We start from the raw sequence: 25,153 nt of genomic DNA, 5'->3' as shown, positions 1-25,153 counted from the left end.
GGCATGGCTCTCGAATGCCACAGATAGATACGGGAACCGTACATATGAGAGAAGCCCCATGTACGGTTTTCGTATCTATCAGGCGGCTACCATATACGGTTTCCGTACAGTAGACTCTGTTTTTTGATCGGGCTTGGTGGATGGCTTCCAGCGCGCATAGGCGCCGCGCGGGAAGACGGCTGGAGACACGTCTAGCCCGTCCAACTTGTCGAGCGCTGCCCACGTGATCGCATACCAGCTCGCCTTGTTCGGCATACGCCCTTGAACAGTCTGGAAAATCAGATCCCTTTCCATCAGCTCCAGACGAGCCCGGTTCAACGTTTCCGGCGAACGCCAGCCGCGCTTTTCGTTCATGTACCGCCATGAACAAAGAAGTGCTCCGTTGTTCCGAGTGTTGTATTGCTGCGTAATGTCGACGAGTAGCTTCACGCCGTTGCCCGAGAGGGACAGGAAAGCGTCGCTGAAGAGAACCACATGAGGAATAAGCATGACGGCCCCGCCGGGGCCATCACGCTTTGATTTAGCCGTCTTGGCGCGGTTTGAGCGGTCGCTCATACATTAAATGACCTCTTCCACCAACGACCGCCGAAAAAGCATCGCGTCATGTTCGAGTTTTCTCCGCCCCAGTGCCGCGCGTCACAGGTCGGTTCCGAGGTCCGCTCCTTCGATGCCCTTCACAGACCACATGACCGGGTAAATCTCCTTAATAAGTCGACGCGGAACGGTCTCGGTCATCTCAGGCGCATAGCTGTGCACCGTCAACTCGGTGTCGCTAATGCCATCGAGCCTCCATATGATGGACGTGCCATCGATTAAGACTACGAAGATATCGCCCCCCAAGTGCACAGGCTCATGTTTTTCGAACAGCACGAAATGCCCCTGCTTATGCCGGGGAGCCATGTTGGCGTGAACCACGCGGCTGACAAACACAGCGGGGAGCATCGATTGACGATCCATTTCAGCGAAGTTACGGGCGTCGTTATGCATGGCAGACCTCCTTGTTGGCGATTGCACGGCGGGTGCGGCGCGACGCCCGGTCGAAGAGATCGCGCGCCTTGGCTTCGATTTCCGGCATTAACTCAGCGAGGGCTTCGTCGGTCATTGTCGGGGGGAGGTTGATGCGGCCGCAATAGAAATGCTCATCATCACCAATGAGGCTTGCATTAGGACGATGGTCGCCTGATTCGCCTGGATGCTCGGCCAACAATTGGCGCGCACGCTTGCAGTCCTCAGCGAGACCTCGAAGTGCGTCAGGGAGCGTCTTATCGAACCGTTGTCGTGTTGCCCTTCCGTCAATCGTAAGGCCAAAGCTGAATGGCGCGATGAACACCAAATGGCAAGCAATCGCCGGCCGATCCTGATCGCTGCGGTGACCCGTAACATGCTTCGGCGTCGCCGCCTTACGAGTGTTTCGATCGCCGCGTGCTACCTCCTTCCGCACGGCTGGTGATGCGCACACCGCACGCGTGATTTCAGCGAGCCGGTCGCTATCCGCCATCGCGTGTGAACGAAGTGTCATTTTTGTTACCTGTTGTACACCAGTCAAACCCGTCGTGTTACGGTCCATCATGATGAATGCTCCTTTCTAGAGGGGATTTTCACTCACAACGCCTCGCCGGTTGCAGCCAGCGGGGCGTTTTCTATTTGGGCGCGCGGGTCGGCGCCTGTCATCAAGGTGTTCTGCAGGCGAAACACCACTTCGGCATTGACGCTTCGACGATTCATGTCCGCCTGGGCGGTCAACCAGTCTTTCAGCGCTGCCGGCAATCGAAGCTTCATCTGAGGAAACTGTGCAGCCGTACTCATCGACACCTCCTTATGGACCACCGTGGTCCGTTTCGTACAAGATAGACCACCGTGGTCCCATTGTCAACACCACCGTGATCCATCATTATTCGTGCCATGACACGTGAAGATCCTCAAATGAAACTGCGGCTTCCGCACGAGCTGAAGGAAATGCTCGCGGATGCAGCTATCGCAAACAATCGGTCGCTAAATGCCGAGGTCGTGTCGCGCCTACAGGAAAGTTTTTCAGGCAGTGCGTCAATCGATCAGTACACCCTCGATCTGTTCGCGGAGAAGGTCGTCAAAGCGCTGGACGAGCGGGAAAAGAGGCGGAAGAAGGTTTGAGCGCCAGCCGGCGGCCGATCGTTTCATGAAATGCAGATGATGTTGCAGCCTTCGTTGTCACGCTGCAGAGTGCGCTTCGATAAAATATCGACGTCCTTAGGCGATGGCCCTCTCAGCGTCGACGCCCGACCCGCCCGTTAGACGGCGGGATTTTTTTCGCTTGTGCTAGGCTTGTACTGCGCTCCACCCTACGAGACAAGGCTAAAAATGAGCATGTACCGCACAATAAGCGAGCGTCTTACAAAAGCAGTAGCGGAGCACCGCAATGCGCTGAGCACCCTCAACGCACTGGTTCCGCTGTTTAAGATCTCACTGCTAAAGCACCTTGACGTTGAAGACAGACTGCTTCAGGTAGGGATTCATACTGAGAATTCCTTCCGGGAACAAAGGGTGTTCGAGGCCGATCAAGGCACCAATCAAATCGCTTTTTCGGTGATGGTCCAGTTCCCCATAGGAAACTACGAATCATTGCTGGTCGAGATCCCAATTACCTTCCGCATTGATGGACAAGGCTTATATGTTGCCGTGAAAGGCGGCGATGAGCGTGCCTGCGGTTCCGTGCATACGACGTCGGGTGAGTGGCCACTCGTTCTAAGCGACTTCGATAACGCGCTATATCAATGGTCACAGGCTGAGGTGGCGCGCCTCGCTTTGTAGTGAAATCGGCGGAGCCTGTCTCCGCCACTCCCTGCGTATCAGCAAGGCAGAGCGGCACGCCTGACCACTCTACCCGCCCTCGTCCCCCCATCTAATCCGATTTCTCCTCGGCCGGCTCGCGTACCGCCTTCACACTCCGCTGGTACACCCGCGGCATAATCTGCCACTCCAGCTCCAGGCAAGCGGCAACGATCCTCTCGAAAGCGATCGCCGGCGCAAGGTCGTCGGCCTCAGGAATGGTTTGGTTCATCATGTAGGCGTTACCGCACTTCGGACCAGTTATTCAACGTCGCCGCACCGGCGTTTAGTGCCACCCCATAAGTGGCGCCCGCTGGCACGATAAAGCCGATTGCCACCGCGATACTTGCCTGGGCCGCTGACGTGTTCGAAAGTCCGATCACAATTCCAGAGACGGTCGCCTGCAGAGTGGTAGCGACAGCGGACGACGTAATAACAGTCGCATAGACGAATATCGGGTGCGCGGTCGAGTTCGTGTAGGTCGTTGACAGCGCGCGGCTGCCCGTCTCCGTTTGAACCGTTCCGCTGGTGAGTGACTGGCCGAGCGCCTCCGCCTGCGTGCCCGCCGTGGCGTTCGCAACACTGAAAGCCTGAGACGTGCTTCCCGCGAGCGCAGCCTTCAGCGCCAGGTTGGTGATCGTGGCATAGGTGGACGCAGCTGTGGTCGTGCTCAGCCCGCCCAAATTGGAGAGCGCTGTTGCGGTGCTTGTCACGTCTGACAGGTTGTTCGCCTTTGCGAGACCACCCAGGCCGGAAAGCGTAACCGTCGTCCATGCTGGCGCGGTGGTTGGGCCCGTGGATGCAATCACTTGCCCCGCGAGAGAGCCGAACGGACTCAGCACCGAAAGCGGAGTGTATGTTGTCGCAAAAGCCGACAGCGACAGGGGCGCCGCGGCCAAGACGAGAAGTAGTTTTTTCATGGATTTCATCATTAGCCGTCAATCATTTTGGTGAGGACGATGTAAGAGTTCGCGCTGGCGCTTCCCGCTACCGTTGCGGCCGAGCCCGACGATTGAGTGACCGAGACGGTAATGACGTCGCCGGCCGACATGGTTTTCATGCAATGCGCTGCAACGATTCCGCTGCCGGTCGCTTCTCCGTAACCGATGGCAATGCCGTTCTTGAGGATGGAAAGGCTGCTTACCCCGCTCACGGCGCCAGTGAATACCAGATTGGTTGAGATGCTGTAGCAGCCAGGCTCTGGGATGGTGATCGCATTGCTGGAGATCGACGTCGCCCAAGAAAATCCGGTTGCGATCGTGTCTATCAACCAGGCCGTTGGCGTCGCGTTCGGGATGGATTGATTCGCAAGCTTTCCGATCTCGACGTAGCACTTGTTCGAGTTTTGAACTGCCGTCGGAGCTTCGAGCGCATTTTGGTAGACGCACCCTGACGATATGAAGTTGTTCTTATTCTGTGTCTGCGTGCCGCTAAAGTTGATGTACGGACGCGTGCCGCTCGGAACGTAGGCGTTGTAGTCCTTGAACGTGCAGCCGGTCAGAATGAGTATCTGCTGACCCACGACGCTCTGCGGGCCGAAGTTGGTGAGTATGCTGTTTGTCGCAAAACTGGCTGGGTTGGCGCGATTGAACGACGTGCCGCTAAAGACATACGTCGCATCAGTGATCGGTGGGGTGAGGTTTGTCGCGATATTGACGAGGATAACGTCGGCGATGCCGTTGGTCGATTCGAAGTAGCAGCCATAGAAGGCCGCGGCCGGTCCACCTTGATACGACGAGTTAGTTAGCTGCACACCGAAGCCGGCCGGCCCGGCCACGCCGTTTTCCTCGAACTGGCATCCGATAAAGACATTTCCGGCGCCCATGACGAGGTCAACCGCATAGGCCGAGTTCACCCCCCACTGACACTGAACAAAGGTCAACTGGTTCGGGCACGTGCTGTTTGCGGTCGGAGTCGGGTTCTGCTGCGCGAAGAAGCCGCGAAGGTTGAACCGCCAGGTAACCATCTGGAACAGCGTATGGTCGATGTCCTGCCCGTAGAAGCAGTAGTCAAAACCCTCGATGTGCAGATCCTCATAGTGGAAGAACGAGCACAAGAGCGTCAGGAACGGCGCCGTACCGACTTGCCCGGTCCCCAAAAGGGTCATCCCGGAAAATTTCATGTACGTGGTCGGACCGCCAGCGCCAGAGTTGCCCGAGACATAAAAGAGCGCTGTGTTGCCGGTTCCGGTATAGGTGATGCGCGTAGCATCGGAGCCAGCGCCGCGGAAGCTGACGGTGCCGTTCGTCGATATGGTGGATCTATCCATCGCCAGTTGAGTGGAGACGGTGTAGTACCCGCGCGGGACGTAAATCACGCCCGCTTTGCCCGATGCCTCAATGAGATTAATCGCGGCTTGAAAGGCGGCCGATGAATCCGCAACACCCGTGGGATCTGCATTAAAAGGCGGATCGCAGACGTTGATCTCGTTGATGATGCGGTTATAGAGCTTCGTGCCGGCAGCAACGGACGCATCGACTACTGCGGAAGCCGCGAGCGCGGGAGCAGTGACTGCCGACGGCCCGATGGCGGGTGCGGTAACGGCTCCAGGCGCGATCGTGGGCGCCGTCACTGTTCCAGCGCTAGGCGCGCCAATCGTGCGCGACTGGCCACCGATTACGACGATCTGCTGCACACCGGCAGGAACCGTGGGATTAAAAGAGAGAACTTGGCCAACGAGCGCACAATCGGTCTGGATCGTGTTGTCGAACAACACGAGGATATTGTTGACTGACCCGTAGGTACCCGCGAGCGTGATTGATGACGCGCCCGATGCGAAGCCAGATCCGACCGTAAAGGTCTCGCGGGTGGCGTTAGTGATGGTCAGATCGTTGACCGTCGCTTCGACCAACGCACCAGCTTGCAGAATCGCCAGCTTTTCAGATCCGGTAAGCGTATTTCTGGATGGGAGATTGCCCGGATTGACCTTCGCGTTGACATAGGCAGCAAGCTGCGAGGCGGGAGTCGCGGCTTCCGACCCACTTTGTGAGGTGTAAAGCAAATCCGCGTCTTGCGTCGGCGCGGCCGATGGGAACTGCTTAAGCTGTTCGCCGATTATGGGCATGCGCGATCCCCCTGGACGTGGGCGCGCAGGTCACCGACCTTGAAGCGTTTCATGCCGCAGATCTCGTGCGGCGCCGGTAGCTTGCCGTCTTTGACGCGGCGTTTAACAGTGGCAACGGAGATGCCGTAGATGGCCGCTACCACTCCCACGTCTACGTGAGCCGCGTCGGGCAGCCGGTCAAAGTGTTCGACCTCTGGCGCCACGCCCGCGCTCGAAAGTGCGCTTGTCATATGCAGTCTCAGCAGCAACGGGGCGCGGGCTGAGCGATGCTTGTGCGCTGCGTGCTGCGAAGTTGATGTGTGACTCAGCCTGCATACGATTTTGTTTTCTTGTCCTAATAAATGATAAAGGAGCTTATTGCTGCGTTCCTAGCGGAATAAGATCCTTAGTTTGGCGGGGTGTATGGCGGGTGCGTCTCGGATGTTTTGCGGAGACGGTTTACTGGCTTGGAGATGAGGCGGAAGGATGATCCGCCTATAAAAATATCTCTTGCCTGACTGCTGAGCAAAAGTGCAACGTTGCACTATTGCTCGTGAAACCCAAAACAAAAATGAAAACACTGATATTTGCCGTGACGCTTCTGCTTTCTGGATGCGCGAACGAATTGCATTGGCCACGCGAGTCGATTGCTGCTGACGGAAACTACATAGAAGCGGTACCCGCGAAAGTTTCGCAAACAGATGTAGCGCCTATATCCATCACGCCAGCTCCGCAGCCTGGCCAAGTGACCTTCCGAAAGAGAGCGCCAGTAGTGCAGCCGACAGCGAAGGGAATGGAATTGATGGACGGCTCGATCGATGGAGCCATCGTCTGCAGCTCGCTCGATCTGACCAATTACATTTACGGGCGCATTAACGTGGCGAGGCACATGCAAGCGCATCTGCCGCCGGATCTTCGCAGGCAGGACGCGTTGATCAAAGGTTACGACGAGTCGAAAGAGCCGCGGCTTTCCGACTACGGATGCGTGCTCGTTCCCGTGGGCACACCCATGGCTCTCGAACCGGGCAACTATGTCTCAGTGGTATCTGGAAGGCTACCGAACGGCCGGCGGTTCAGCGGCGTCACTTTGCCGGCCATGGTGGATCGCTAGCAGTTGATCTACCTCGTTAAAGGATCGGTATCTCTGCTTGCACGGCTTCGGCAATGGTAAGAGACAGCCGGAGCCGGGCATGGTCAAGCACATCCTCGCCTATTCCATAGTCGAAGTTTTTGGTGCCATCAAGCGAAAAGTGGCCTCGCGGATTGATCAGGATCTTGAGTAACGGCTTTCCGGGGTACCCTTCGTCGTCAGCAAAACAAAGCGTTATCCTCCCGAAGAGGGCGGGAAATTGACCCTCGCCATCTTTCACTTGCTCATATTTCGGCACAATCGCCAATCCGTGCAGGCGGACCTTAAACCCCATGCCATTTTCAACCGGCTCATAAACAAGCCCCGGTGCAGCATACGGGTTCGACTTATTAGGTGCACAAATCGAAGACGACATGGCAGCAACGGCCGCCTCGATTGCAATACCGCGCTCCAACATAATTCTCAACTCTTCAGTATTCATGTGAGTGGCCCTCTTTTCGTTTATTGTGGAGCGCTCATCATAATCCTAAGTTGAAAAGGGTCGCGCGAGAAAAGCTACCATTGCTAAGTCGTTGATTTCGTTGGCTCAAATTTGAGAGCAAGGGTGCGATTTCAAACCGCACCCCCTCAAACTGTGGAAACACCAGTGGAAACAGTCGCTGCGGAAACAAGTGCTTGGATAAGATAGCGTGGAATCCGATTCCAGCGCGACTGGTGGGCAGTAAGTGCGCAGCTAGTAGATCCCTCGGTGCCGCTTCACCAGCGCGCGAACCTCGCGGATCATGTCATTGAACCGCCTACGACGATCGAGGAAAGGTTTAGCGCGGAGACCGTGCACCAACGCGTTCTGAGCCGCAGCTGCTTTGCCTTCAGGCGTCTTCGGGCCGGTCGATCGCTCCCACGGTTTCCAATGCTTGATTTTCTCGGCTTGCGCTGCTCGTTGTTCCGGTGTCCAGCGTCGCGGCATGTTGCGCCTCTGTGTCGTCGGTTAATAGTTCGTTTGTCACAACTGCATTTTCTGGATTCTCCTGCGTGTGAACGGCCGGCGCCGATGGCCCAGGCATGCCGTTATTTACCTGCTGGTGACCATGCGCAACATTTTGCTGTTTCACAAACGCGACCTGTTTGGGAGACTTGATCTCACCCAGGACCCGCAAACTCATAGCGCATTGGGCCTGAGCCTTCATAGCCATCCGCATGTACGCCTCCACATGGGGAACGGTCGATCTGGTCGTGGCCTTTTGCGCGTAGTCGTTGAAAATTGCATCGAGTGATAGCGCCTGCGCCATCAGCATGGCTTCAACGTGACGCATCTCGCCATTTACAACGTCTGCGCATTGCTTGGCAACCTCTGCATGATGATCGCCAAAATTCACCTTGGACTGTGATTCATGAACAAAATGCGTCCGCGTGATCGCGCTATTAACTGACGGCCTAACGGATGCACGCGCAAGGTTAGCGCTAGGAACTGCGTCCAACTCCGTCTTTGCGTCGGAAGTCACCGGCGTGGAATGCTTTTCTTTACTCATCTGTTTCTCTCCTGCAAATAACAGGGTTATCAATGGTGGGAAGGATGGCGGGTTCCTGTTCAGGACCGCGCGCAAGCCAAGCGCCGCCGCGCTTCGATGCGGACAGACGCTCCGCTCAAGTGACCGCCTTCCAAGTTCCGTCGGGCTGACGCTGCTCTACCGGTCCCTGCGTCAGGCCCGTTGCCGATACGGAGTTGTTCTGATCCGGCGCCGATATATCGACGGCAAGGCAGATGAGATCGACGTACCAGGCATTTCCCCGTGTATCGCCTTCGAACTCTGCTGTCATCACCCGATAGAAACCCTGCGCAGTCGCCAACCCAGCTACGGCGGGCGTCGACGGGTTATAGCTCAGGCCCTGCTGCTGCATTGTGATGTGATTGATATCGCCTTGAGCGATCTGCACCAGGCAGCCAATGCGGATTAATGGGTTAAGCAACGCTCTAACCTTGACGCCATCAGCCGTGGCCTCAGGGATTCCGATGAGCCCCGTGGTGGACGACAGCACAACGGCCTCACCAGGCCGATATCCGGTGATTGGTACTACGACAAACTGACCGTTCTGTAGTGACCAGCTATAGCCGTACTTGCTCGCCCAGTCACGGGCGTACTCGCGGCTCATTCCGAACATCGTTTTGCCACGCGATAGCGCCTGTTGCGTCCCGGCAGCGGCCCCGGCGATGAGTTCCGTCGCATCGCCGGCGAAATTCACGACAGGAACTCCGTTGACGGACGGAGAGCTTTGGATCGCCGTGATAATCTGCGCCGGCGTCTGCCCGGCTTTCAGTGCTAGGCTAATTACCGCGAAGTTGTACCAGTCATCCCCGTCAGCGGCCCAGACGTCAACATAGGAATCGACATTGCGCTCACGGCCAGTTGCAGTCTGTTTAATCGTGCCTTGAAATATGATCCCGAAGTTGCCGTTTTCGTACCCCGCTTGAAGCGTGATCATATTGAACTCGCCGCCTATCTTCGCTGCGGTTTCTTTCTTCAGGTTGTAAATGCGCGCACGCATAATGTTCGGTGTCTGCGCTTCTGAATTCTCCGTTTTGAAGGCGAAGCGTAACTCCGACAATTCGAGTCCGGTTGTACCGGAACTGACAATGAGTGAAGCCTTGCGGCCGAATTGGTTTGCCACGGTTAGTCCCCCTCGGACTTCAATATCCAGCCCGGGACAGGCTGCAATGTCGAATCGCACCTAACCATGGCGACGCTCGACTCAGGCTGTTGCTGGCGTGCCTTTTCTGCAAAGTCCCACGCCATCCCTCGCGGGTAGATGCCCTGCACTACGCCGTCCACCCACACACACCACAATCGTTCGTCCATAACTTCTCCAAAATAAGGGTGCCGGCCGCGGCGCCATGAGGTTCGCCCGCCGGCTGTCGGGGTTTTGCGGAGGGCGGCACTCGCCGACTAATCCGCCTGGACACTGCTTATTCCTTGCCGGCCAGCTTTGCCCAGAAACGGCGATGGATCTCGTTCAGGTCAACGCGGTCCTCGGTGAGTACCGCATCAGTAGTGAGCGCTTCCGGCTTTACATCGGCCTGTTTTCGCTTTTGGACCGCGAGCCGGATCAGGGCGTCACACGTGAATCGCTTCATGGTTCGGGCTTTCATGCGAAGTCCTCCCACACTGCTTCGGGGTCGTCACGGAGGGCGGCGCTATAGCGATGCCATCCCCGGGCAGCCTCGTCTACCGCGGGAATCTCAATGCGCATCGCAAGCTCCGCTTCAGGCGTCACCGGCACGTCGCTAAACCGTGCGGCGTCAATCGCTGTCGCCAAAGCCGTAAATTGGGCTTTGACTTCGTCTAGGCGCTTAACCATTTCCGCGACGTTTGCTCGCTTGACTGCCATCACGGCGAGCCTGACAAAGCTTTCTGCGGACGTGTGAGCCGATCCGGCCGCCGTTTGCTCTGCCGCCAGATGCTCCAGCGCCACCCGTGCGGTATTGCGACGGATCTCCGCGTTAGTCAGCGCGCTGCGGTCAACCGCATGACCGGCGCTTGCCGTGATGCCGCCGGCCTTCAGGATCGCAGCGAGCGTTTCGCCGGATGCCTGCACCTCGCGATCGTGCTCGACCTGCAGCGCATCGACTTCGGCCTGACGGGCAGCCACAAAGGCCCGTGCACGGTCCACCGCCTGATTGGCGTCATCGAGTCGCGCCGAGGCGTCCAGGTGCGCCTCAACGGCCTCACGCAGCGCGTCCCGCTCTTTACCCGGCTCGATATGCGGCAGGGGCGTAGCGGTCGCCACGATGTGCGGCGCCACGATCTGCCCCGTTGGTTTCACGGGCGTAGCCATCGGCTCGGTGCGGACGTGCTGGAGATTGCGATTCGTGACCAAGAACGACGCCATTTGAAAGGCCGCCGTCGACGACAGGTTTTCGGCATGCACCTCGCCGTCGCCGGAAACAACTTTGAAAACCGCTGGCTCTTGCATGGTTAGGCCACCATCAGGGAGAGTTGCAAATTGGGCAGGTTGTATGTCGTTTCGAGCAGCTGGACAAGGTCCCAGGCGATCGCGTGCGAAACGTTTTGAACAACTACCGTGCCGTTGGTTGTGATTTGCCAAAGATTCATTTAGTGCTCCAAAATTTAAAACGTTCTGTGAGGCGCTCAAAAGGTGTGTGCTTGGTGCGTTCAGCGCCTTCTAGCCGCACGGCACTATCTACATCGATTGAAATATGCGGCGGATTACCTGCAACGGGATTCACGGAGATACCCATCATCCCAATGACTCGGACCCGATCGCCATTGCGGAATCCCAGCATGTCCAAGTAGTAGGGACTGGTGGCCCGAGTGATGAGCCGCACGCTGACCTCGTTTCCCTTTGCATCAATTGCGGATAACTTCGCCCGTAGCGTGCGCTGGAGCGGACTGCGTCTGTGCGGGTCGTTGGTCAGGGTCCCATCGATCGCAGCCCACATCTGGGAGTTGGTTTGGACTTCGCTCATGCTGCCCCCTCCGCCCGGCCAACAGGAATCGCACTCTCTGTTGGTAGTAGTAAAGGTGTCCAGAATCTGTACTCGATGGAGAAATGGGCCGAAACCGGGTCCAAGCCATAAACAGAAAGGCTTTGAGCCGTTTTATCGAGTCCAGAAAATGAACGCGATAAATGGCATCGAGTCCAGAATCTGTATAGATCGAGTCCAGAATCTGAACAGGTCGAGTCCAGAATCTGGCGGGTCATTTTGTTTTCGAGGCCTTGGCTTTTGCCTCGCTTGCCGCCAGATCCCGCAGCGCTTGCTCCGCCTCGTCGAGCGTTTTGAACACCAAGTACTCGAACGTGGCCTTGCAAGCGCTCACCCCTAACCGCGGTTGCTCGAACGTTGGCACGTCGGTAAAGCGAAAAAGGCTGCACGAGCCTGTCGTCGGGCCGCCCACGCCCTGCCTGGTCTTGGCGATGAACCCCAATGCGGTCAGCTCCGCGACGGCCTTTAGGATCGTCGTGCGTGAGGTCCAGCCCTTGTGAGACAGCGTTCCCAGCGCTGCGTTGATGTCGCCGTTGTTTGTCGATCGCAGACTGGCACGCATGTCCATGAACAGCGCGCGCGCCGTGAAGCTGAGCGTGCGCCACGCGGGTGAGTGCAGAATGTCGAGCCGGATGCGCACATGTGCTACGCCGCTCCAGTTCTTGTCTTCTTTGGCCATACATCACGCGACCTCCAGATCAAAGAGGTCACGGGTATCGGGCTCGCCACCGAGCGAATAGAGAGCAACGCGCGAATGCCTGTAGCCGTCGCTGTCGACCGCCACTACGGGGTCGCTGTTGATGAGGTAGCCATCAATGCAGATCAGCTCACGAACCCGCTGTGCAGGGTGCGAGATGCCGTGGGCGCGAAGGCTGTATGTGGTCTGCGGCGAGGCACGCAGGTATTCGAGAACGCGTTTCCGCTGCGCGGCGCTGCTCATGTCTTGCAACCGAGCCGGCTTCTGCTTAGAATCGTTCTCGGTGGTCTTTTTTGGGGGTGCGCTCTTGCCAGCGTGCCCCTTGTTGTTTCTGGTGGTCATCGTCGCTTCCCCTTATGCCCTGAATCCAGCAGGGTTCGCGAGGAATCTGTCGATGTCACCGGCTCTCCAACCAACAGCCTTCACGCCGATCTTGATCGCCGGCGGAAAAGTGCCATCCTTCATGCGGTCATAGATCGTCGAACGGGCAAGCCCGGTTTCATTTTCGACTTGTTTGCGTCGCAGAATTGCGAGAGAAGTGCGGTATTGCTCGGTCATGTTTCACCTCAAGTGAACCGCTCCGGAACTGCCCGGAGCACATGACCGAATTTAGAGACTTGGAGTCGTTAAATCGAAAGGAGGTTATTTCTCGGCTTTTGGCCGATAACTTTCCTTCGCAGCTTTTGCATATCCCTCAGGCTTAGCATCGATATTAAGAGCGGAGAACACGTCGCCGACCAAGGTAATGAAAGGACTGTACTTCTTTTGTCTTGTATCAGCGGGTGTAACGAGGGTCGGTACGTTGCCAGTCAATGTCTCGAAGCCGTGCGCAAGAATCGATGCAATTCCTTTTGCGAGATGATTCGCAGGCCCTCGATCTCCCGTTTTCGCAGCCTTTGATAAATCAGCTTTCCTTGCGATTGTGGCAACTTGTTTTAGGATTGCAGAAAGTTGATCGTGGTGGATGATTTGAAGGAGCCCACTGTCAGCTAAGGCATCTATCGATGGCTCTGAAAGGTCGTCCAAGAGAAGCGCTAGCTTATTAGCAACGCTAGATATCTTGTCGATTTCCAGGTTAGCTGTTTTGCGATCTTTAACGCGTAGGTGAGCAGGAAACGGATGCCTATCGCCGCCGTATAGCGGCACAAGCATGTCCGTCATTGTAGAAATCTGAGATTCGACGCCCGGAAGCAACTCAAGTTTCCGAAAGGCCGCCTCGATCGCGGTGCGAGTTGTGTCGGTCATGCTTGTTTGTGAAGTGGGATTACGGACCCCTTCGGCATCGGTACCGCAATGAAACGCGCCCAATCATCCATCATGCGCCGGCGCTTTTCCAGGATGTCGCTGCGCCAGTAAGCTGCCTCTGTGGCGTCGCCCTTCACGTGTGCAAGCGCGACCTCGGCCAGCTCGCGAGGATAGTTCGTAATCTCTCCGGCCCAGTCGCGGAAAGTGCTCCGGAAGCCATGAGGCACGGCATCAGCGCCCATACGCCGAACGATCATGAGCAACGTCATGTCAGACAGCACCTTGCCACGTGGGCTCGGAAATATCAGTCCGTCATCTTCGGATTGAGGCATCTTTTCGATCAAGGCAAATGCAGCTTCTGAAAGCGGCACGCGGTGTTCTTTCTTAGCCTTCATGCGCTCGCCCGGCACGCGCCAAACCTTTGTCTCTCGATCGATTTCACTGAAGCGGGCGCCGCGAACTTCTCCGGAGCGAGCAGCCGTCAGGATCGCAAACTCCAAGCATCGAGCGCCGACGGCATCGATCTTTCGGAGGTTTTGCATGAACGTGCCCATTTCCGAGAACGGAAGCGCCGGATGGTTACGGACCTTCTGAACCTTTGACGGTTTCGACAGCAGGGTTTCCAAGTTGCCACGCCAGGTTGCCGGATTCTCGCCCGAACGATAACCCTTCACCTTGCACCAATTAAGAATTGCCTCGACGCGGCCGCGAAGGCGCGATGCGGTTTCATTTTTAGTTAGCCAGATCGGATCGAGAACTTGCATCACGTGATCGCGGGCAATGTGGCGAACGAAGAGCCGTCCGATGAACGGATAAGCGTAGGTTTCCAGCGTGTTACGCCACTGATCGCCGTGTTTCGGATTTTTCCATTCGGAAGACTTCGCTTCCATAAACTTTTTGGCGGAAGCCTCGAACGTCATTTCCAGATCTTGGCTTGCTTTAAGGCGACTCGCAGCTTCACGACGCTCAAGGATAGGGTCGACGCCAGTTCTGATTTTGTCGCGCTCGAACTGAGCTTTTAAGCGCGCATCAGCGAGGGAGATTGCAGGAAAAGCGCCGAGCCCGATCTCGCGCCGGCGGTCACCCACCTTAACGCGCAAGATCCACGAACGCGATTTAGCACCGGTTACCTGCAGGTATAACCCCGCCACCTTGCCGACAGGGTGCATTCCTTCTTGAGTAAGTCGGGACACCGCCAGCGCCCCAAGCTCTTTAGCTACCTTCGGCATTTCGACTGCTCCCGTAAACCCATCATCGTACCCGCCATACATTTCAGGATTTGATCCTACCATCCCGGTACGCAGCGGACAATGCATTTACGAAAGCCTTATTGGAAAAGGCTTAACGTTATTCCGGTATATTCCGATGAATTCCTGTTATGGCGGACACCGCTTCCGCCAAAAACCAGCATTCCGGCTTGTCTGCAGACCTCTGCTTCAAACTCCTCGCCTCAAATTCCGCACCTTGATAGCCAAGCGCTTCACACCGCCAATTCGTCCGGCGAGTGAGTCTTGAGCGCCGCACCACGATAAAAAACCCCGCATCGTCGCCGATGCGGGGTTAGCGTACCAACCACACCGCCAAACCTCACCCCACTTCCGGCTCACCCTCCCCCGGCTTTTTTCCGGGCTTATCGCTTGGGGCCTGCTTACGGTCGTCGTCCGCGCGATCCGGCAACTTGCTTGCCTCGTTATCGCTATGCTCGGCGGGCTTCGGATTTTTCACATCGGTGGAATCGTTGCTCATGGTCTTCTCCTTGCGCATCAAAATGCAGTGGACATGCAAAATTGGCAGCAAGACCCGGACCCGCCGCGTATTGTTAAGTATGGGTGCAACGAATGCACAGAATTCGCAGGAGCTTCGTCGATCATGACCTCCAGCTTAAAAACAGCGCGCATTGCGCTGACCTTATCGATCGCGGCAACCATCGCCGCCTGCACAATCACCCCGCCGCCCAGCGCGCTCGAATCCAAACCAGCCGCCGCCGTGAGCAGCGCGACGCTCGATCAGTACAAGGTGCGCGTGGCGCAACACATCTTCGAGCGCAATCCTTCCCTGGTACTCAAAGGCACGCCGCAAGCCATGCTGCGCTCGCTAGTCGTGGTCGCGTTCACCGTGGACCGCAACGGCCGCGTGATCCGGTCGTCGGTCTACCGGACCAATGGCGACGACGAAGCCGAAGCCACCGCGCTCGCGTCGCTACGACGCGCATCGCCATTGCCCACGCCGCCTGCGCGTCTGCTTGACGGCAACGGCCAGCTAGATTTGTTCGAAGACTGGCTCTTCAACGACAACGGCCAGTTCCAGCTGCGCAGCATCCATTCACCGCAGGCGACAACCATCGATTGAGCGAAACTAAGCGGAACTATTGGTGCATTCATCAATACGGTTTCCTTGCCGGCCGCCGCGCACGATCGTTATAATTTTCGATACCCCACGCCGGCCATGCCGGCAAAGCCGTCGCCGTCGCCCATCCAGCGCTTGAGCCGGCGCCTGACCGTTCGACTCCGCGACATACCACGCGCAGTCGAACGCGGTTCGTTGTCACCGCCGTACACCGCCTCGAGCGCCTGACGCCCGAGGCCTGTTGCTCGCTGCGCATTCAATACAAAGTGTCCCGACGCACGTTCCCATTCCTGGGCGCGACACGAAGGGCGAACCGGAGACGCCATGTCATCAGCCTCACCCTCGGGCTCGTTGCCCGCATCGCCCGCAAGCGACGCGAAAATGAGCACTTCCCGCGTCATCTTCGCGAGTTTTATCGGTACGGCGATCGAGTTCTACGATTTCTATGTCTACGCAACCGCCGCTGCGCTGGTTATCGGCCCGGTCTTTTTCCCGCATAGCTCGCCCGCGGCGCAAGCGTTGTCGGCGTTCGTCACGTTTGGCATTGCGTTTATCGCGCGGCCGATCGGCTCGTTTATCTTCGGCCATTTCGGTGACCGCATCGGGCGAAAATCAACGCTTGTCGCCTCGCTGCTCGTCATGGGCGTGTCAACCACGCTGATTGGCTTTGTTCCGGGCTACGCGTCTATCGGCAGCCTCGCGCCGGTGCTGCTGTGCATCCTGCGCTTCGGCCAGGGCATCGGGCTCGGCGGCGAATGGGGCGGTGCCGCGCTCCTCGCCACCGAATATGCGCCGCAGAACAAGCGCGGCTGGTTCGGCATGTTCCCGCAGCTCGGGCCGTCGGTGGGTTTCCTGGCATCGAATGGACTGTTCTTCGGGCTGGCGCTCTCGCTCACCGACGAACAATTCCGTAGCTGGGGCTGGCGCGTGCCGTTCATCGTGAGCGCCGTGCTGGTGGCGCTCGGGCTTTATGTGCGCCTGAAAATTGCCGAAACGCCGGCGTTCCGTGAAGCTATCGAGAAAAAGGAACGCGTGCGTGTGCCTATCGCGACGCTGTTCGGCCAATACCTGAAACCCACGCTGCTCGGCGCGGTCGCGATGATCGTCTGCTACACGCTCTTCTATATCTCGACGGTTTTCTCGCTCTCATACGGCGTCTCGACGCTGCATTTCACGCGCGAGAAATTCCTCGGGCTGCTCTGTTTCGCGGTCATTTTCATGGCTATCGCTACGCCGATTTCCGCCTTGGCCAGCGATAAATTCGGTCGTCGGCCGGTGCTGATTGTGGGTTGTATCGCGGCTATCCTGTCCGGCTTCACAATGGCCCCGCTGCTCGGCAGCGGCAACACCTACGCGGTCGCGCTGTTTCTCACCATCGAACTGTTCCTGATGGGTGTGACTTTTGCGCCGATGGGCGCGCTGCTGCCCGAGTTGTTCCCGACCAACGTGCGTTATACCGGCGCGGGCGTCGCGTATAACGTGGGCGGGATCCTGGGTGCATCGGTGGCGCCGTATATTGCGCAATTGCTGGCGAATCGCGGCGGTTTGGCGTGGGTCGGCGGGTATGTGTCCGTCGCGGCGGCGATCAGCCTGCTCGGCGTGCTGTGCATGCGGGAAACGCGGGACATCAAGCTTTCATAGCGCGTTTTGCGTGCCGGTGAAGCGTTGTAAAGCTCACCGGCACGCGTTGTTCAAACTATCTGTCGCGCCGGTTGGTCGCATGCGCCGGAACCGTCGGGCGCTTCGGCAACCGTGCCCGCTGAGCCTCCTTACGGTCGCGCCAGAACGCCGCGAGCCAGATCAGGCTGCCTATCGCGATGACGTCGCCGCCGAGCCCCGCCATCCACTGGTATTGGCCAAGAGATACGAGCCGCAAGGCGGTATCGATGACCAGCGACATGCACGCGCCCGCAATAAAACACACCAGCCCCTGCTTGCCGATGTTAACCACGCTCGGCAAGCTCTTCGCTAGCGCCTTGATCCATCCGGCGTGCACTGCCTGCGCGAACAGCCACGCAATCACCACAAAACTCACAATGCGCAGACTCGCCAGGTTCTGCTTCATATATCCGGGGGGCGCCTGCGTCTCCAGGAACAGCTTCGCGAACGCAAACGTCAGGAACACGACAATTGCCGCGCGGGTCATCCAGCGCGCGGTTTTCGAATCGTGGAATTCGGCAGGGATCGGCTGCATGCGCGCGAGGATGCCGAGCGCGAACATCAGTTGCCACGCGAACGGATTGAAGGACCACCCTTCCGCGTAAGCCGACGGCAGCCATTGCGCGAGCGACGATGCAAAAAGCCATACGCCGAGACTGCCAAACAACACGACAACCGGCTTACTTCCGGCCAACGGCACCACGAACGGCACGGCGAGCGCGAAGATGGCGTACATGGGCAACACCGCCGATAAATACGGCTGATGCCGCAAGGTCGCGACATCAAACGTCAGCCCTAGCGGCCGGGCCAGGAACGACGGCCATTCAGTGATCTGCATCATCGGGGTGTCAATGCGCAGCCACATCAACAGTGCCCCGCCGAGCAGCATCATCACGGCCGTGAAGAGGTACGCCCGATAGATCTCCCAGCTACGCTTCAGGAAGCGCAGACGCGCGGCCCCGTGGCTCCGGTTCGCTGCCAGCGTTGTATAAGCGGCTGCCGACGCATATCCACCCAGGAACACGAAAACTTCTGCGGAATCGCAGAACGCGTAACTATGGAGTGTAAATCTGGATAAGACGCTTCCCGAAATATGATCGACTGCAATCACCAGCAACACGACTCCCCGGAAGAAATCCACTTCGAGAGAACGGCGATTCGGGGAATTCATAAATGCAACTCCGTGGATAAGCTTTGCCCTGCACGGGAAAATACCAACCCGGGTTAGTACGGACTGCGCCCGGAAAATTCCCATCGGATCATTAGATAAATCCGCCGACCGGGCTCTTGCGTATTTTTGTGCAACTTGCGTACCGGGACGTGCTGCCTATACTCAATAAAGACTGAACATTCGCGAGGCTTACGTCATGCGCATTCATCTTCAAAGTGCTGATGTTGTTGCGATAATCGCCATCGCGCTATTCACCGCACTCATGCTGGCCGTGCGTTTCCGGACCACGAGCTGGCGCGGGATCGTGCTGCAGGCGTTGATTGCAAATGCCGGCGCCATTGCCGCCGTAGTCGCCTTCGAAGTCATGACAACCTGATCTTCAGTAAGCGCTTCACGTCGCCCTAATACAGTAATTGATAAAACTTTCAATCTCCCTGGGCAATCGTTGAAACGTTTGCGTGTCATTCAAAAACCTGAACAAGACATTACTTATTAATTACGTTCTTCTCTCCGCTCTCGCCACCCCGACGAGAGTGTTTTGGGGCGCCGGCTCATAGCTGCGCCCCGTTTCTTTTTCAAAGCGCTTTCAAAACGCGCGATCGGGCACCAATCGGCTCGATTATTGAGACAGATCGGTATAATCACCGCTTTGCCGACAGCCGGTCGCATGGCTCACTGCACATGATTCGCGTGTTACGTTCTCTCCCCCGATTTACTCTTCGACGTGCGCGCAGCCTCTGGCACCGCTACGGTATTTTTTGGGTTGGCGCAATCGCGGTGGGGCTGGTCGCCGTGTTGTACGCGAAGCTCATCGACTGGGGCTATAACGCGTTTCGTGCCGTTCAGCACGACCATGTCTGGTTGCCGCTGATCTTGACGCCGGCGGTGGCCGCGTTATCCGTCTGGCTCACGCGAAAGTTCTTTCGCGGCTCGGAAGGCAGCGGCATTCCACAGGTTATCGCCGTGTTGCACAGTCCGCCGGGACTGGGGATCCGGTTGTTGTCACCAGCCATCCTGATCGCGAAGATGGGGATCTCGTTTATCGCCATCCTCGGTGGTTTCACCATTGGCCGCGAAGGCCCGACCGTCCAGGTCGGCGCAGCGCTGATGTACAACCTTCGACGACTGTTTCCCCGCTCAAACGCCCGCATCGAGCGGCAACTCGTGCTGGCCGGCGCGGCGGCAGGATTATCGGCCGCATTCAACACACCGCTTGCCGGCATTGTGTTCGCAATCGAAGAACTGACGCGCAGCTTCGAAGCGCGTACGAGCGGCGTGCTGATCACGGGCATCATCCTCGCGGGTATCGTGGCGCTGGGCTTGAACGGTAACTACACGTATTTCGGCACCATCGAGGTCAGCGCGCATTTCCCCAGCTTGCTGGCGGTCGCGGTGCTGATCACGGCCATCGTGACGGGCATCGCGGGCGGCGTGTTTTGCTGGTTGCTGCTCAATACGTCCAAATGGATTCCGGCACGTCTGCGCGAGATGCACGCGACACGTCCGGTTGTGTTCGCCACGCTCTGCGGTTTGATCATCGCCGTGGTCGGGGTTGTGTCGGGCGGTACTACCTTCGGCAGCGGTTATGCCGAGGCGCGCGGCCTGCTGGAAGGCCACGAGCAGCTCTCGCCGCTGTATCCGCTGCTCAAGATGGTCTCGATGATTGGCTCGTATCTGCCCGGCATTCCGGGCGGCATCTTCGCGCCGTCGTTATCGATTGGCGCCGGCTTCGGCAACGTGCTCCATATGGTCTTCAGCCACATGCAGTTGTCGATGCTGATTGCGCTCGGCATGGTGGGTTATCTGGCGGCCGTCACGCAGTCGCCGATCATGTCGTTCGTGATCGTGGTGGAAATGATCAACGGTCATGCGCTGGTGATCTCGCTCATGGCAACAGCGCTGATTGCGAGCCGGGTGTCGCGCCTCTTCTCGCCGCCGCTTTACGAAGCGTTGGCCGAGCGCTACATGACCCCACTGCCCTTGCCCGTGCCCCGGGCATCGCCCGAAGTGCCTGAAACTCCCGTCGAGGACGAAGAGCCAGTCACCAAATAAGGCTCACGCTAGCTTAATAAACGTACACGCGCGGCACCGGATGATAAGCATATGGATGCGCCGGCACGACAATACAGCCACCCAGCAAGGTTGCGAGCAAGCCGATAATCAACAGTTTGGTTTTCATGTGGAACTCCGGAAACGGGTTCAGCGGATGGGGCGGCGCTTAAAGCAGCCGCCCGTGAAGCTAACGGGGTGTCGCAGCGCTTAAGCTGCCGGGCCTTGATGAGTTTCAGGCCCAGTGTCCAGGCATCCAGCGCCATGCACCGCCGCGTGCGACCCAGTGCCCCGGCACCCAGTGATACCCCACGCGCTCGACTTGCCAATGCCCCGGATTCCACACGTACCGACCGTGTTCCCAGCGCCAGTGGCCGTTATCCCACACATAACCTACCCGAGCCGGCGGAACGGATTCCACGCGCACGGGCGGCGGCGCATTCGGCGCCACGATAATGACTTCAGCCGACGCACTTCCTGCGACAGCCGCGACGCCGGCCACAACAATCGCCGCCTGGGCAATGAACAAACGTATTTTCATGATCGGCCTCTTGAGTTGGTCGCCTTGTATCGGCGATACACACTCAATGCGCGAGGACACGGTTTGGCCGACAGCGACCGTGTAACGGCAATGGCTAAACTGCAACGGAATATTGATGTAAGTCGCTTATGCGACTTAAAGGTGCAGGCGCACTATGTGAAAAGGCCGGAATCAAGCGATTCCGGCCTCTGGATGCTGCGCGCAAAGGAAACACCTCAGCGCTGGTTCAAATCGCTACCCACCGTCAAACCGATGGAATTTCGATCTTCACTTCGAGTACTTCGAGATCATCCTGACGTTCCAGACTTACCCGGATATCGTCGCTCGAAATCTTTACGTACTTGGAAATCACGGCAACGAGTTCTCGTTGCAACGCCGGCAGATAATCGGCGGGGGCATGTCCGCCCGCTCGCTCGTGCGCGATGATCAACTGCAAGCGTTCCTTCGCGACCGAAGCGGACTTCTTTTTCTCGCCCAGCAAAAACGAAAGAATCGACATTGCGTCCCCTTACTTGTTGCCAAAGATGCGTTGCAACAGACCTGGCTTCTGATAGTCGGTGAAGCGCAGGGACTTTTCTTCGCCGAGAAAGCGCGAAACGATGTCCTTGTAGGCTTCAGCTACGTCAGTGCCATCGAGGTACACAGCCGGCAGACCCTGATTGGACGCATGCAGCACGGCCTCCGATTCAGGAATCACGCCGATCAATTCGATCCGCAGGATTTCCTGGATGTCGGTCAGCGAGAGCATCTCGCCTTCGCTCACGCGCTTCGGGTTGTAGCGCGTAATCAGCAGATGTTCCTTGATCGGCTCCTTACCTTCAATCGCGCGCTTCGTCTTCGACGAAAGAATACCCAGAATGCGGTCCGAGTCACGCACGGACGACACTTCCGGGTTCGTCACGATCAATGCTTCGTCGGCGAAGTGCATGGCCAGCAACGCGCCCGATTCAATCCCCGCCGGCGAGTCGCAGACGATGTATTCGAAGTCCATCGCGATCAGGTCGTTGATGATCTTCTCAACGCCGTCTTGCGTCAGCGCGTCTTTATCGCGGGTCTGCGAGGCCGGCAGGATGAACAGGTTCTCGCACTTCTTGTCCTTGATCAGCGCCTGGTTGAGGTTCGCTTCGCCCTGGATCACGTTGATGAGGTCGTACACCACGCGGCGTTCGCAGCCCATGATGAGATCGAGATTGCGCAGGCCGACATCGAAGTCGATAACAGCCGTTTTATGCCCGCGCAACGCGAGGGCCGATGCGAAGCTCGCGCTGGTGGTCGTCTTGCCGACGCCGCCCTTGCCCGAAGTCACCACAATGATTTTTGCCATTCCTGTACCTTGTGTTCGTCAATTAAATCCGCTCGCGTCCCGTCCGAGAGCGCGCCGTCCCCATCAGGCGCGCCTGGCTGATTCGTCTCAGGCCTCTCAGGTCAGCCGCAGCGGTTCGATCATCAGTTTTTCTTCGTCGAGCCAGATCTGCACCGGCTTGCCCAGGACATCCGGGCCGAGCGGTGTTTCCATCGTCCGGTAAATACCAGCGATAGAGATCAGTTCCGGCTCCAGACACGTGCAGAAAATGCGCGCGTCGAGGTTGCCGTGCACGCCCGCGAGCGCCCGGCCGCGCAACGGTGCATAGATATGAATGTTGCCTTCCGCGATCACTTCCGCGCCGTAGCTCACCAGCCCCAGCACGACCAGATCGCCCTTCGCATAGACCTGCTGACCTGAACGCAACGGCCGGTCGATGATGGTCGTCTTCGGCACCGGCGCCGTGGGCGCAGGCATTTGCGCCACGGCCGCTTCAATCACAGCGGCCGCCTCAGTGTTCTCGACCCCCGCGTCCACCGACGGCTTCGGTGCACCGCGCCGGTCTCGTGCCTCAAGCAACGGCAGGGCGCTTTCCGCCGCCCATGCCTGGTCTCCCGACGCCACTACACCGATCGGGCGCATGCTTACGCTGTCGAGCAACGCCGCGAGATCGCGAATCGATATGCGCTCGTCGGCAGCCAGACGGCGCACGTCGATGGCGACGGTATCGTTCGCGAAAAACTCGGGAGTCGCTTCGAAGCGCCGCGTGAGTTCCGTTCGCAGCGCGTCGAGGTCGGTAGTCTTGACGACAAACAGAAGCGTGTCGACAGAGCCGCTGCGCAATTCGAAAAAGGGCGTTTTTTTGAGCGACATAGGTAAAGCCAAAAATTTTGCGTATTTTACAGGCGTGAGGCAAGCAAACGGAATATTTCAGATTGCCGCCCGAACGCGGGCCGCATGATGTGAAACGAGAGAGGCAAGACAGAGGACCGCGAGATGAGCCGGAGCAGACAAACCACGCGAGCCGTGACCAATCCGACCACGGCAAACGCTGGCAACGCAGATGTTCAGGTCATACGTTCAGGTCACGGGAATCGCTCACGCGGCGCACGAGCAGCGTTTCATATTCCTCGGGATGCGCTGGAATCCGGCGACGTTCACCGGTAGGACCAAAGCCCAGGCGCTCGTAAAAACGCATGGCGTTGCGATTTTCGTCGGCGACCCAGGCAAAGACGTCATGCACACGCCGCTCCGCGAGCCATTGCGTAGCGGCATTCACGAGCAGCTCGCCACCGCGCAGATGCCTCACCGCAGGAGCCACCCACAACGCGTAGACGAATGCACGCGGTGCTGGCGCTTCATCGATAAACGCACCGACCAAGCCCGCAGGATGACCTTCGGTGTACAGGATAAACGACGCAGTGGTAGGTGAATTCGCGTGGCGGTCGGCCGTTTCGTCGAAGCTTGCGACGTCGGCGGACAACGCATCCTCCAGCGTCTCACCGAACGCGTAAGGCGCCTCGCGCAATGAGGCCGTGCGAAGCTCGCGCAGGACTGCACCTTGATGCGCGGTGATCCTGCGAACAGTTAGTGAAGGACTCATGCGGGTGTTTTTCTCTCAAGCTTTCACAAGCTTCTTAAGCTTTCTTAAGCCGGCTTGGTCTATTTAATAGCTTCAACCGAACAGGCGAACGAGTCAAATTATTATTGCAATCGATACGCGAGGTGCCCTTATCGTGGGCCTTGCAGCCCACCATCTCGCTTGTTTCATGGTGCTTCGCATGCATCAGGGTGCTGCGTATTCGCCTGTGCCGTCGGGCCAGGGTGTCAGCAATTCGAAGCCGTCTTCCGTCACCACGACCATATGTTCCCATTGCGCCGACAACGACCGGTCCTTGGTAGTCACGGTCCAGCCATCGCGCGATTGCTGCGTTGCAGCGCGGCCCGCATTGACCATTGGCTCAATGGTGAAAACCAGTCCGGGCTTCAAACGCAACCCGGCTCCCGGTTGTCCGTAATGCAGCACTTGTGGATCCTCGTGATACACGCGGCCAATGCCGTGTCCGCAATACTCGCGCACGATCGAATACCCTTCTCGGTTTGAGATGGACTGGATCGCATAACCCACGTCGCCCAGCGTCGCACCTGGACGCACCGCCCGAATGCCGGCGATCATTGCTTCATACGTCGTGTCGCACAGCCGTTTGGCCTCACGGCTCGGCGTGCCGGCGTAGTACATGCGGCTGGTATCGCCGAAATAACCGTCCTTGATGATCGCGACGTCGATGTTGATGATGTCTCCGTCCTTCAGCGCACGGGGGCTGGGAATACCGTGACAGACGACATGATTGACCGACGTGCAAATGGTCTTGGTAAAACCCATGTAGCCCACGTTTGCCGGAATCGCCTTCAGTTCTTCGACGATGAACCGGTTGCAGATCGCATCCAGCTCTTCCGTCGTGATGCCCGGCTGCACATGCTCGCCGATCATCGCGAGGACTTCTGCGGCCAAGCGCCCGGAAATACGCAGTTTTTCTATGTCGGCAGGCGACTTGAGTGTAATGGCCATGGAGCGTTGGTGTGTCCGCGCGCGATATCGATGTATCGCTGACGCATTAATTCAGGATGCCGGCGATGATAGCATCGCGCGCTTTTCTGCTCTTTTTTCGATGGCGTGTTCGATTGTCTTGCGACTGCGCGACG

At 57.9% G+C, this 25,153-nt stretch carries 36 protein-coding genes; 7 read left to right on the top strand and 29 right to left on the bottom strand.

What is annotated here, in order from left to right; translation table 11 throughout:
• Positions 1-78: 78 nt before the first annotated feature.
• From SBC1_RS04415 to SBC1_RS04400, 4 genes are all read right to left on the bottom strand, one after another.
• Positions 79-555: a hypothetical protein gene (locus SBC1_RS04415; RefSeq protein ID WP_165987451.1), complete on the bottom strand. Its 477-nt coding sequence runs from the start codon at positions 553-555 to the stop codon at positions 79-81.
• Between the two features lie 81 nt (positions 556-636).
• A complete protein-coding gene (locus SBC1_RS04410; protein WP_165987449.1) occupies positions 637-987 on the bottom strand; it encodes a hypothetical protein in 351 nt (116 codons plus the stop codon).
• Positions 980-1,570: a hypothetical protein gene (locus SBC1_RS04405; protein WP_165987447.1), complete on the bottom strand. Its 591-nt coding sequence runs from the start codon at positions 1,568-1,570 to the stop codon at positions 980-982. The genes SBC1_RS04410 and SBC1_RS04405 overlap by 8 nt, the downstream gene beginning before the upstream one ends.
• Positions 1,571-1,602: 32 nt before the next feature.
• A complete protein-coding gene (locus SBC1_RS04400) occupies positions 1,603-1,806 on the bottom strand; it encodes an Arc family DNA-binding protein (RefSeq protein WP_165987445.1) in 204 nt (67 codons plus the stop codon).
• A gap of 96 nt (positions 1,807-1,902) precedes the next feature.
• Here SBC1_RS04400 and SBC1_RS04395 point away from each other — a divergent pair, with 96 nt between their 5' ends.
• Positions 1,903-2,130, top strand: a complete 228-nt coding sequence (locus SBC1_RS04395) for an Arc family DNA-binding protein (protein ID WP_165987443.1) — start codon at positions 1,903-1,905, stop codon at positions 2,128-2,130.
• 207 nt (positions 2,131-2,337) lie between these two features.
• Positions 2,338-2,787, top strand: coding sequence for a hypothetical protein (locus SBC1_RS04390; protein ID WP_165987441.1), 450 nt, complete (start codon positions 2,338-2,340; stop codon positions 2,785-2,787).
• A 91-nt stretch (positions 2,788-2,878) separates the two neighbouring features.
• Here the strand turns inward: SBC1_RS04390 and SBC1_RS04385 are convergent, their stop codons facing one another.
• The 4 genes from SBC1_RS04385 to SBC1_RS04370 all read right to left on the bottom strand — a co-directional run bounded on the left by SBC1_RS04385 (position 2,879) and on the right by SBC1_RS04370 (position 6,099).
• Positions 2,879-3,040 carry a hypothetical protein gene (locus SBC1_RS04385; RefSeq protein WP_165987439.1) on the bottom strand — a complete coding sequence of 54 codons (162 nt, stop codon included), beginning with the start codon at positions 3,038-3,040 and terminating at the stop codon, positions 2,879-2,881.
• Positions 3,041-3,047: 7 nt separating this feature from the next.
• On the bottom strand, positions 3,048-3,725 hold the full coding sequence (locus tag SBC1_RS04380) for a hypothetical protein (RefSeq protein WP_165987437.1): 678 nt from the start codon (positions 3,723-3,725) through the stop codon (positions 3,048-3,050).
• A gap of 11 nt (positions 3,726-3,736) precedes the next feature.
• Positions 3,737-5,656, bottom strand: a complete 1,920-nt coding sequence (locus SBC1_RS04375; protein WP_165987435.1) for a glycosyl hydrolase family 28-related protein — start codon at positions 5,654-5,656, stop codon at positions 3,737-3,739.
• A 203-nt stretch (positions 5,657-5,859) separates the two neighbouring features.
• Positions 5,860-6,099, bottom strand: a complete 240-nt coding sequence (locus tag SBC1_RS04370; protein ID WP_165987433.1) for an AlpA family transcriptional regulator — start codon at positions 6,097-6,099, stop codon at positions 5,860-5,862.
• 521 nt (positions 6,100-6,620) lie between these two features.
• On the opposite strand from SBC1_RS04370, the gene SBC1_RS04365 reads away from it, so the two are divergent.
• On the top strand, positions 6,621-6,959 hold the full coding sequence (locus tag SBC1_RS04365; protein WP_165987431.1) for a hypothetical protein: 339 nt from the start codon (positions 6,621-6,623) through the stop codon (positions 6,957-6,959).
• Between the two features lie 16 nt (positions 6,960-6,975).
• Here SBC1_RS04365 and SBC1_RS04360 read toward each other — a convergent pair whose 3' ends face one another.
• From SBC1_RS04360 to SBC1_RS04300, 13 genes are all read right to left on the bottom strand, one after another.
• On the bottom strand, positions 6,976-7,419 hold the full coding sequence (locus SBC1_RS04360) for a hypothetical protein (RefSeq protein ID WP_165987430.1): 444 nt from the start codon (positions 7,417-7,419) through the stop codon (positions 6,976-6,978).
• A 388-nt stretch (positions 7,420-7,807) separates the two neighbouring features.
• Positions 7,808-8,467 carry a hypothetical protein gene (locus SBC1_RS04355; RefSeq protein WP_165987428.1) on the bottom strand — a complete coding sequence of 220 codons (660 nt, stop codon included), beginning with the start codon at positions 8,465-8,467 and terminating at the stop codon, positions 7,808-7,810.
• A 115-nt stretch (positions 8,468-8,582) separates the two neighbouring features.
• Positions 8,583-9,605 carry a hypothetical protein gene (locus SBC1_RS04350; RefSeq protein ID WP_207958425.1) on the bottom strand — a complete coding sequence of 341 codons (1,023 nt, stop codon included), beginning with the start codon at positions 9,603-9,605 and terminating at the stop codon, positions 8,583-8,585.
• Positions 9,606-9,900: 295 nt separating this feature from the next.
• Positions 9,901-10,083: a hypothetical protein gene (locus SBC1_RS04345; protein ID WP_165987426.1), complete on the bottom strand. Its 183-nt coding sequence runs from the start codon at positions 10,081-10,083 to the stop codon at positions 9,901-9,903.
• Positions 10,080-10,907: a hypothetical protein gene (locus tag SBC1_RS04340; RefSeq protein WP_165987424.1), complete on the bottom strand. Its 828-nt coding sequence runs from the start codon at positions 10,905-10,907 to the stop codon at positions 10,080-10,082. Before SBC1_RS04340 ends, SBC1_RS04345 begins: the two co-directional genes overlap by 4 nt.
• Before the next feature lie 2 nt (positions 10,908-10,909).
• The gene (locus SBC1_RS04335) at positions 10,910-11,047 is read right to left on the bottom strand and encodes a hypothetical protein (protein ID WP_165987422.1); all 138 of its coding nucleotides are present in this window, start codon (positions 11,045-11,047) and stop codon (positions 10,910-10,912) included.
• On the bottom strand, positions 11,044-11,421 hold the full coding sequence (locus tag SBC1_RS04330; RefSeq protein ID WP_165987420.1) for a hypothetical protein: 378 nt from the start codon (positions 11,419-11,421) through the stop codon (positions 11,044-11,046). Before SBC1_RS04330 ends, SBC1_RS04335 begins: the two co-directional genes overlap by 4 nt.
• Before the next feature lie 232 nt (positions 11,422-11,653).
• Positions 11,654-12,118: a hypothetical protein gene (locus SBC1_RS04325; RefSeq protein ID WP_165987418.1), complete on the bottom strand. Its 465-nt coding sequence runs from the start codon at positions 12,116-12,118 to the stop codon at positions 11,654-11,656.
• Between the two features lie 3 nt (positions 12,119-12,121).
• A complete protein-coding gene (locus SBC1_RS04320) occupies positions 12,122-12,478 on the bottom strand; it encodes a helix-turn-helix domain-containing protein (protein ID WP_165987416.1) in 357 nt (118 codons plus the stop codon).
• A 12-nt stretch (positions 12,479-12,490) separates the two neighbouring features.
• Positions 12,491-12,694 carry an AlpA family transcriptional regulator gene (locus SBC1_RS04315; RefSeq protein WP_165987415.1) on the bottom strand — a complete coding sequence of 68 codons (204 nt, stop codon included), beginning with the start codon at positions 12,692-12,694 and terminating at the stop codon, positions 12,491-12,493.
• 84 nt (positions 12,695-12,778) lie between these two features.
• On the bottom strand, positions 12,779-13,381 hold the full coding sequence (locus SBC1_RS04310) for a hypothetical protein (RefSeq protein ID WP_165987413.1): 603 nt from the start codon (positions 13,379-13,381) through the stop codon (positions 12,779-12,781).
• A complete protein-coding gene (locus SBC1_RS04305; RefSeq protein WP_165987411.1) occupies positions 13,378-14,610 on the bottom strand; it encodes a site-specific integrase in 1,233 nt (410 codons plus the stop codon). Before SBC1_RS04305 ends, SBC1_RS04310 begins: the two co-directional genes overlap by 4 nt.
• Positions 14,611-14,968: 358 nt before the next feature.
• A complete protein-coding gene (locus SBC1_RS04300) occupies positions 14,969-15,127 on the bottom strand; it encodes a hypothetical protein (RefSeq protein ID WP_165085161.1) in 159 nt (52 codons plus the stop codon).
• A 123-nt stretch (positions 15,128-15,250) separates the two neighbouring features.
• Between SBC1_RS04300 and SBC1_RS04295 the strand changes: the two genes are divergently transcribed.
• Positions 15,251-15,730 (top strand): energy transducer TonB, encoded by a 480-nt coding sequence (locus SBC1_RS04295; protein ID WP_165987410.1) that lies wholly within the window; start codon positions 15,251-15,253, stop codon positions 15,728-15,730.
• Positions 15,731-15,798: 68 nt separating this feature from the next.
• On the opposite strand, the gene SBC1_RS04290 is transcribed toward SBC1_RS04295, so the two are convergent.
• Complete coding sequence (locus tag SBC1_RS04290; protein WP_165085157.1) at positions 15,799-16,116, bottom strand: hypothetical protein; 318 nt, start codon at positions 16,114-16,116, stop codon at positions 15,799-15,801.
• On the opposite strand from SBC1_RS04290, the gene SBC1_RS04285 reads away from it, so the two are divergent.
• Positions 16,052-17,368: an MFS transporter gene (locus SBC1_RS04285; protein WP_165087606.1), complete on the top strand. Its 1,317-nt coding sequence runs from the start codon at positions 16,052-16,054 to the stop codon at positions 17,366-17,368. The two genes, SBC1_RS04290 and SBC1_RS04285, sit on opposite strands and share 65 nt — an antisense overlap.
• A 55-nt stretch (positions 17,369-17,423) precedes the next feature.
• Here SBC1_RS04285 and SBC1_RS04280 read toward each other — a convergent pair whose 3' ends face one another.
• The gene (locus SBC1_RS04280) at positions 17,424-18,557 is read right to left on the bottom strand and encodes an OpgC domain-containing protein (protein WP_165987409.1); all 1,134 of its coding nucleotides are present in this window, start codon (positions 18,555-18,557) and stop codon (positions 17,424-17,426) included.
• Positions 18,558-18,753: 196 nt separating this feature from the next.
• Here SBC1_RS04280 and SBC1_RS04275 point away from each other — a divergent pair, with 196 nt between their 5' ends.
• Positions 18,754-18,933 carry a hypothetical protein gene (locus tag SBC1_RS04275; protein WP_062080859.1) on the top strand — a complete coding sequence of 60 codons (180 nt, stop codon included), beginning with the start codon at positions 18,754-18,756 and terminating at the stop codon, positions 18,931-18,933.
• 305 nt (positions 18,934-19,238) lie between these two features.
• A complete protein-coding gene (locus SBC1_RS04270; RefSeq protein ID WP_165987407.1) occupies positions 19,239-20,609 on the top strand; it encodes a chloride channel protein in 1,371 nt (456 codons plus the stop codon).
• A 232-nt stretch (positions 20,610-20,841) separates the two neighbouring features.
• Here the strand turns inward: SBC1_RS04270 and SBC1_RS04265 are convergent, their stop codons facing one another.
• From SBC1_RS04265 to map, 6 genes are all read right to left on the bottom strand, one after another.
• Complete coding sequence (locus SBC1_RS04265; RefSeq protein WP_165087594.1) at positions 20,842-21,147, bottom strand: YXWGXW repeat-containing protein; 306 nt, start codon at positions 21,145-21,147, stop codon at positions 20,842-20,844.
• Between the two features lie 244 nt (positions 21,148-21,391).
• Positions 21,392-21,646 (bottom strand): cell division topological specificity factor MinE, encoded by a 255-nt coding sequence (gene minE / locus SBC1_RS04260; RefSeq protein WP_031359136.1) that lies wholly within the window; start codon positions 21,644-21,646, stop codon positions 21,392-21,394.
• A gap of 9 nt (positions 21,647-21,655) precedes the next feature.
• Positions 21,656-22,471 carry a septum site-determining protein MinD gene (gene minD, locus SBC1_RS04255; protein ID WP_165087588.1) on the bottom strand — a complete coding sequence of 272 codons (816 nt, stop codon included), beginning with the start codon at positions 22,469-22,471 and terminating at the stop codon, positions 21,656-21,658.
• 96 nt (positions 22,472-22,567) lie between these two features.
• Positions 22,568-23,323, bottom strand: coding sequence for a septum site-determining protein MinC (gene minC, locus SBC1_RS04250; protein ID WP_165987405.1), 756 nt, complete (start codon positions 23,321-23,323; stop codon positions 22,568-22,570).
• 199 nt (positions 23,324-23,522) lie between these two features.
• Positions 23,523-24,053 (bottom strand): GNAT family N-acetyltransferase, encoded by a 531-nt coding sequence (locus SBC1_RS04245; RefSeq protein WP_165987403.1) that lies wholly within the window; start codon positions 24,051-24,053, stop codon positions 23,523-23,525.
• Between the two features lie 183 nt (positions 24,054-24,236).
• Complete coding sequence (gene map / locus SBC1_RS04240) at positions 24,237-25,019, bottom strand: type I methionyl aminopeptidase (protein WP_165987401.1); 783 nt, start codon at positions 25,017-25,019, stop codon at positions 24,237-24,239.
• Positions 25,020-25,153: the final 134 nt, after the last annotated feature.

It is taken from the genome of Caballeronia sp. SBC1, assembly GCF_011493005.1.
Taxonomy (GTDB): Bacteria; Pseudomonadota; Gammaproteobacteria; order Burkholderiales; family Burkholderiaceae; genus Caballeronia.
Note: the sequence above shows the minus strand (reverse complement) of the source record. Positions and strands in the feature narration are given on the sequence as shown.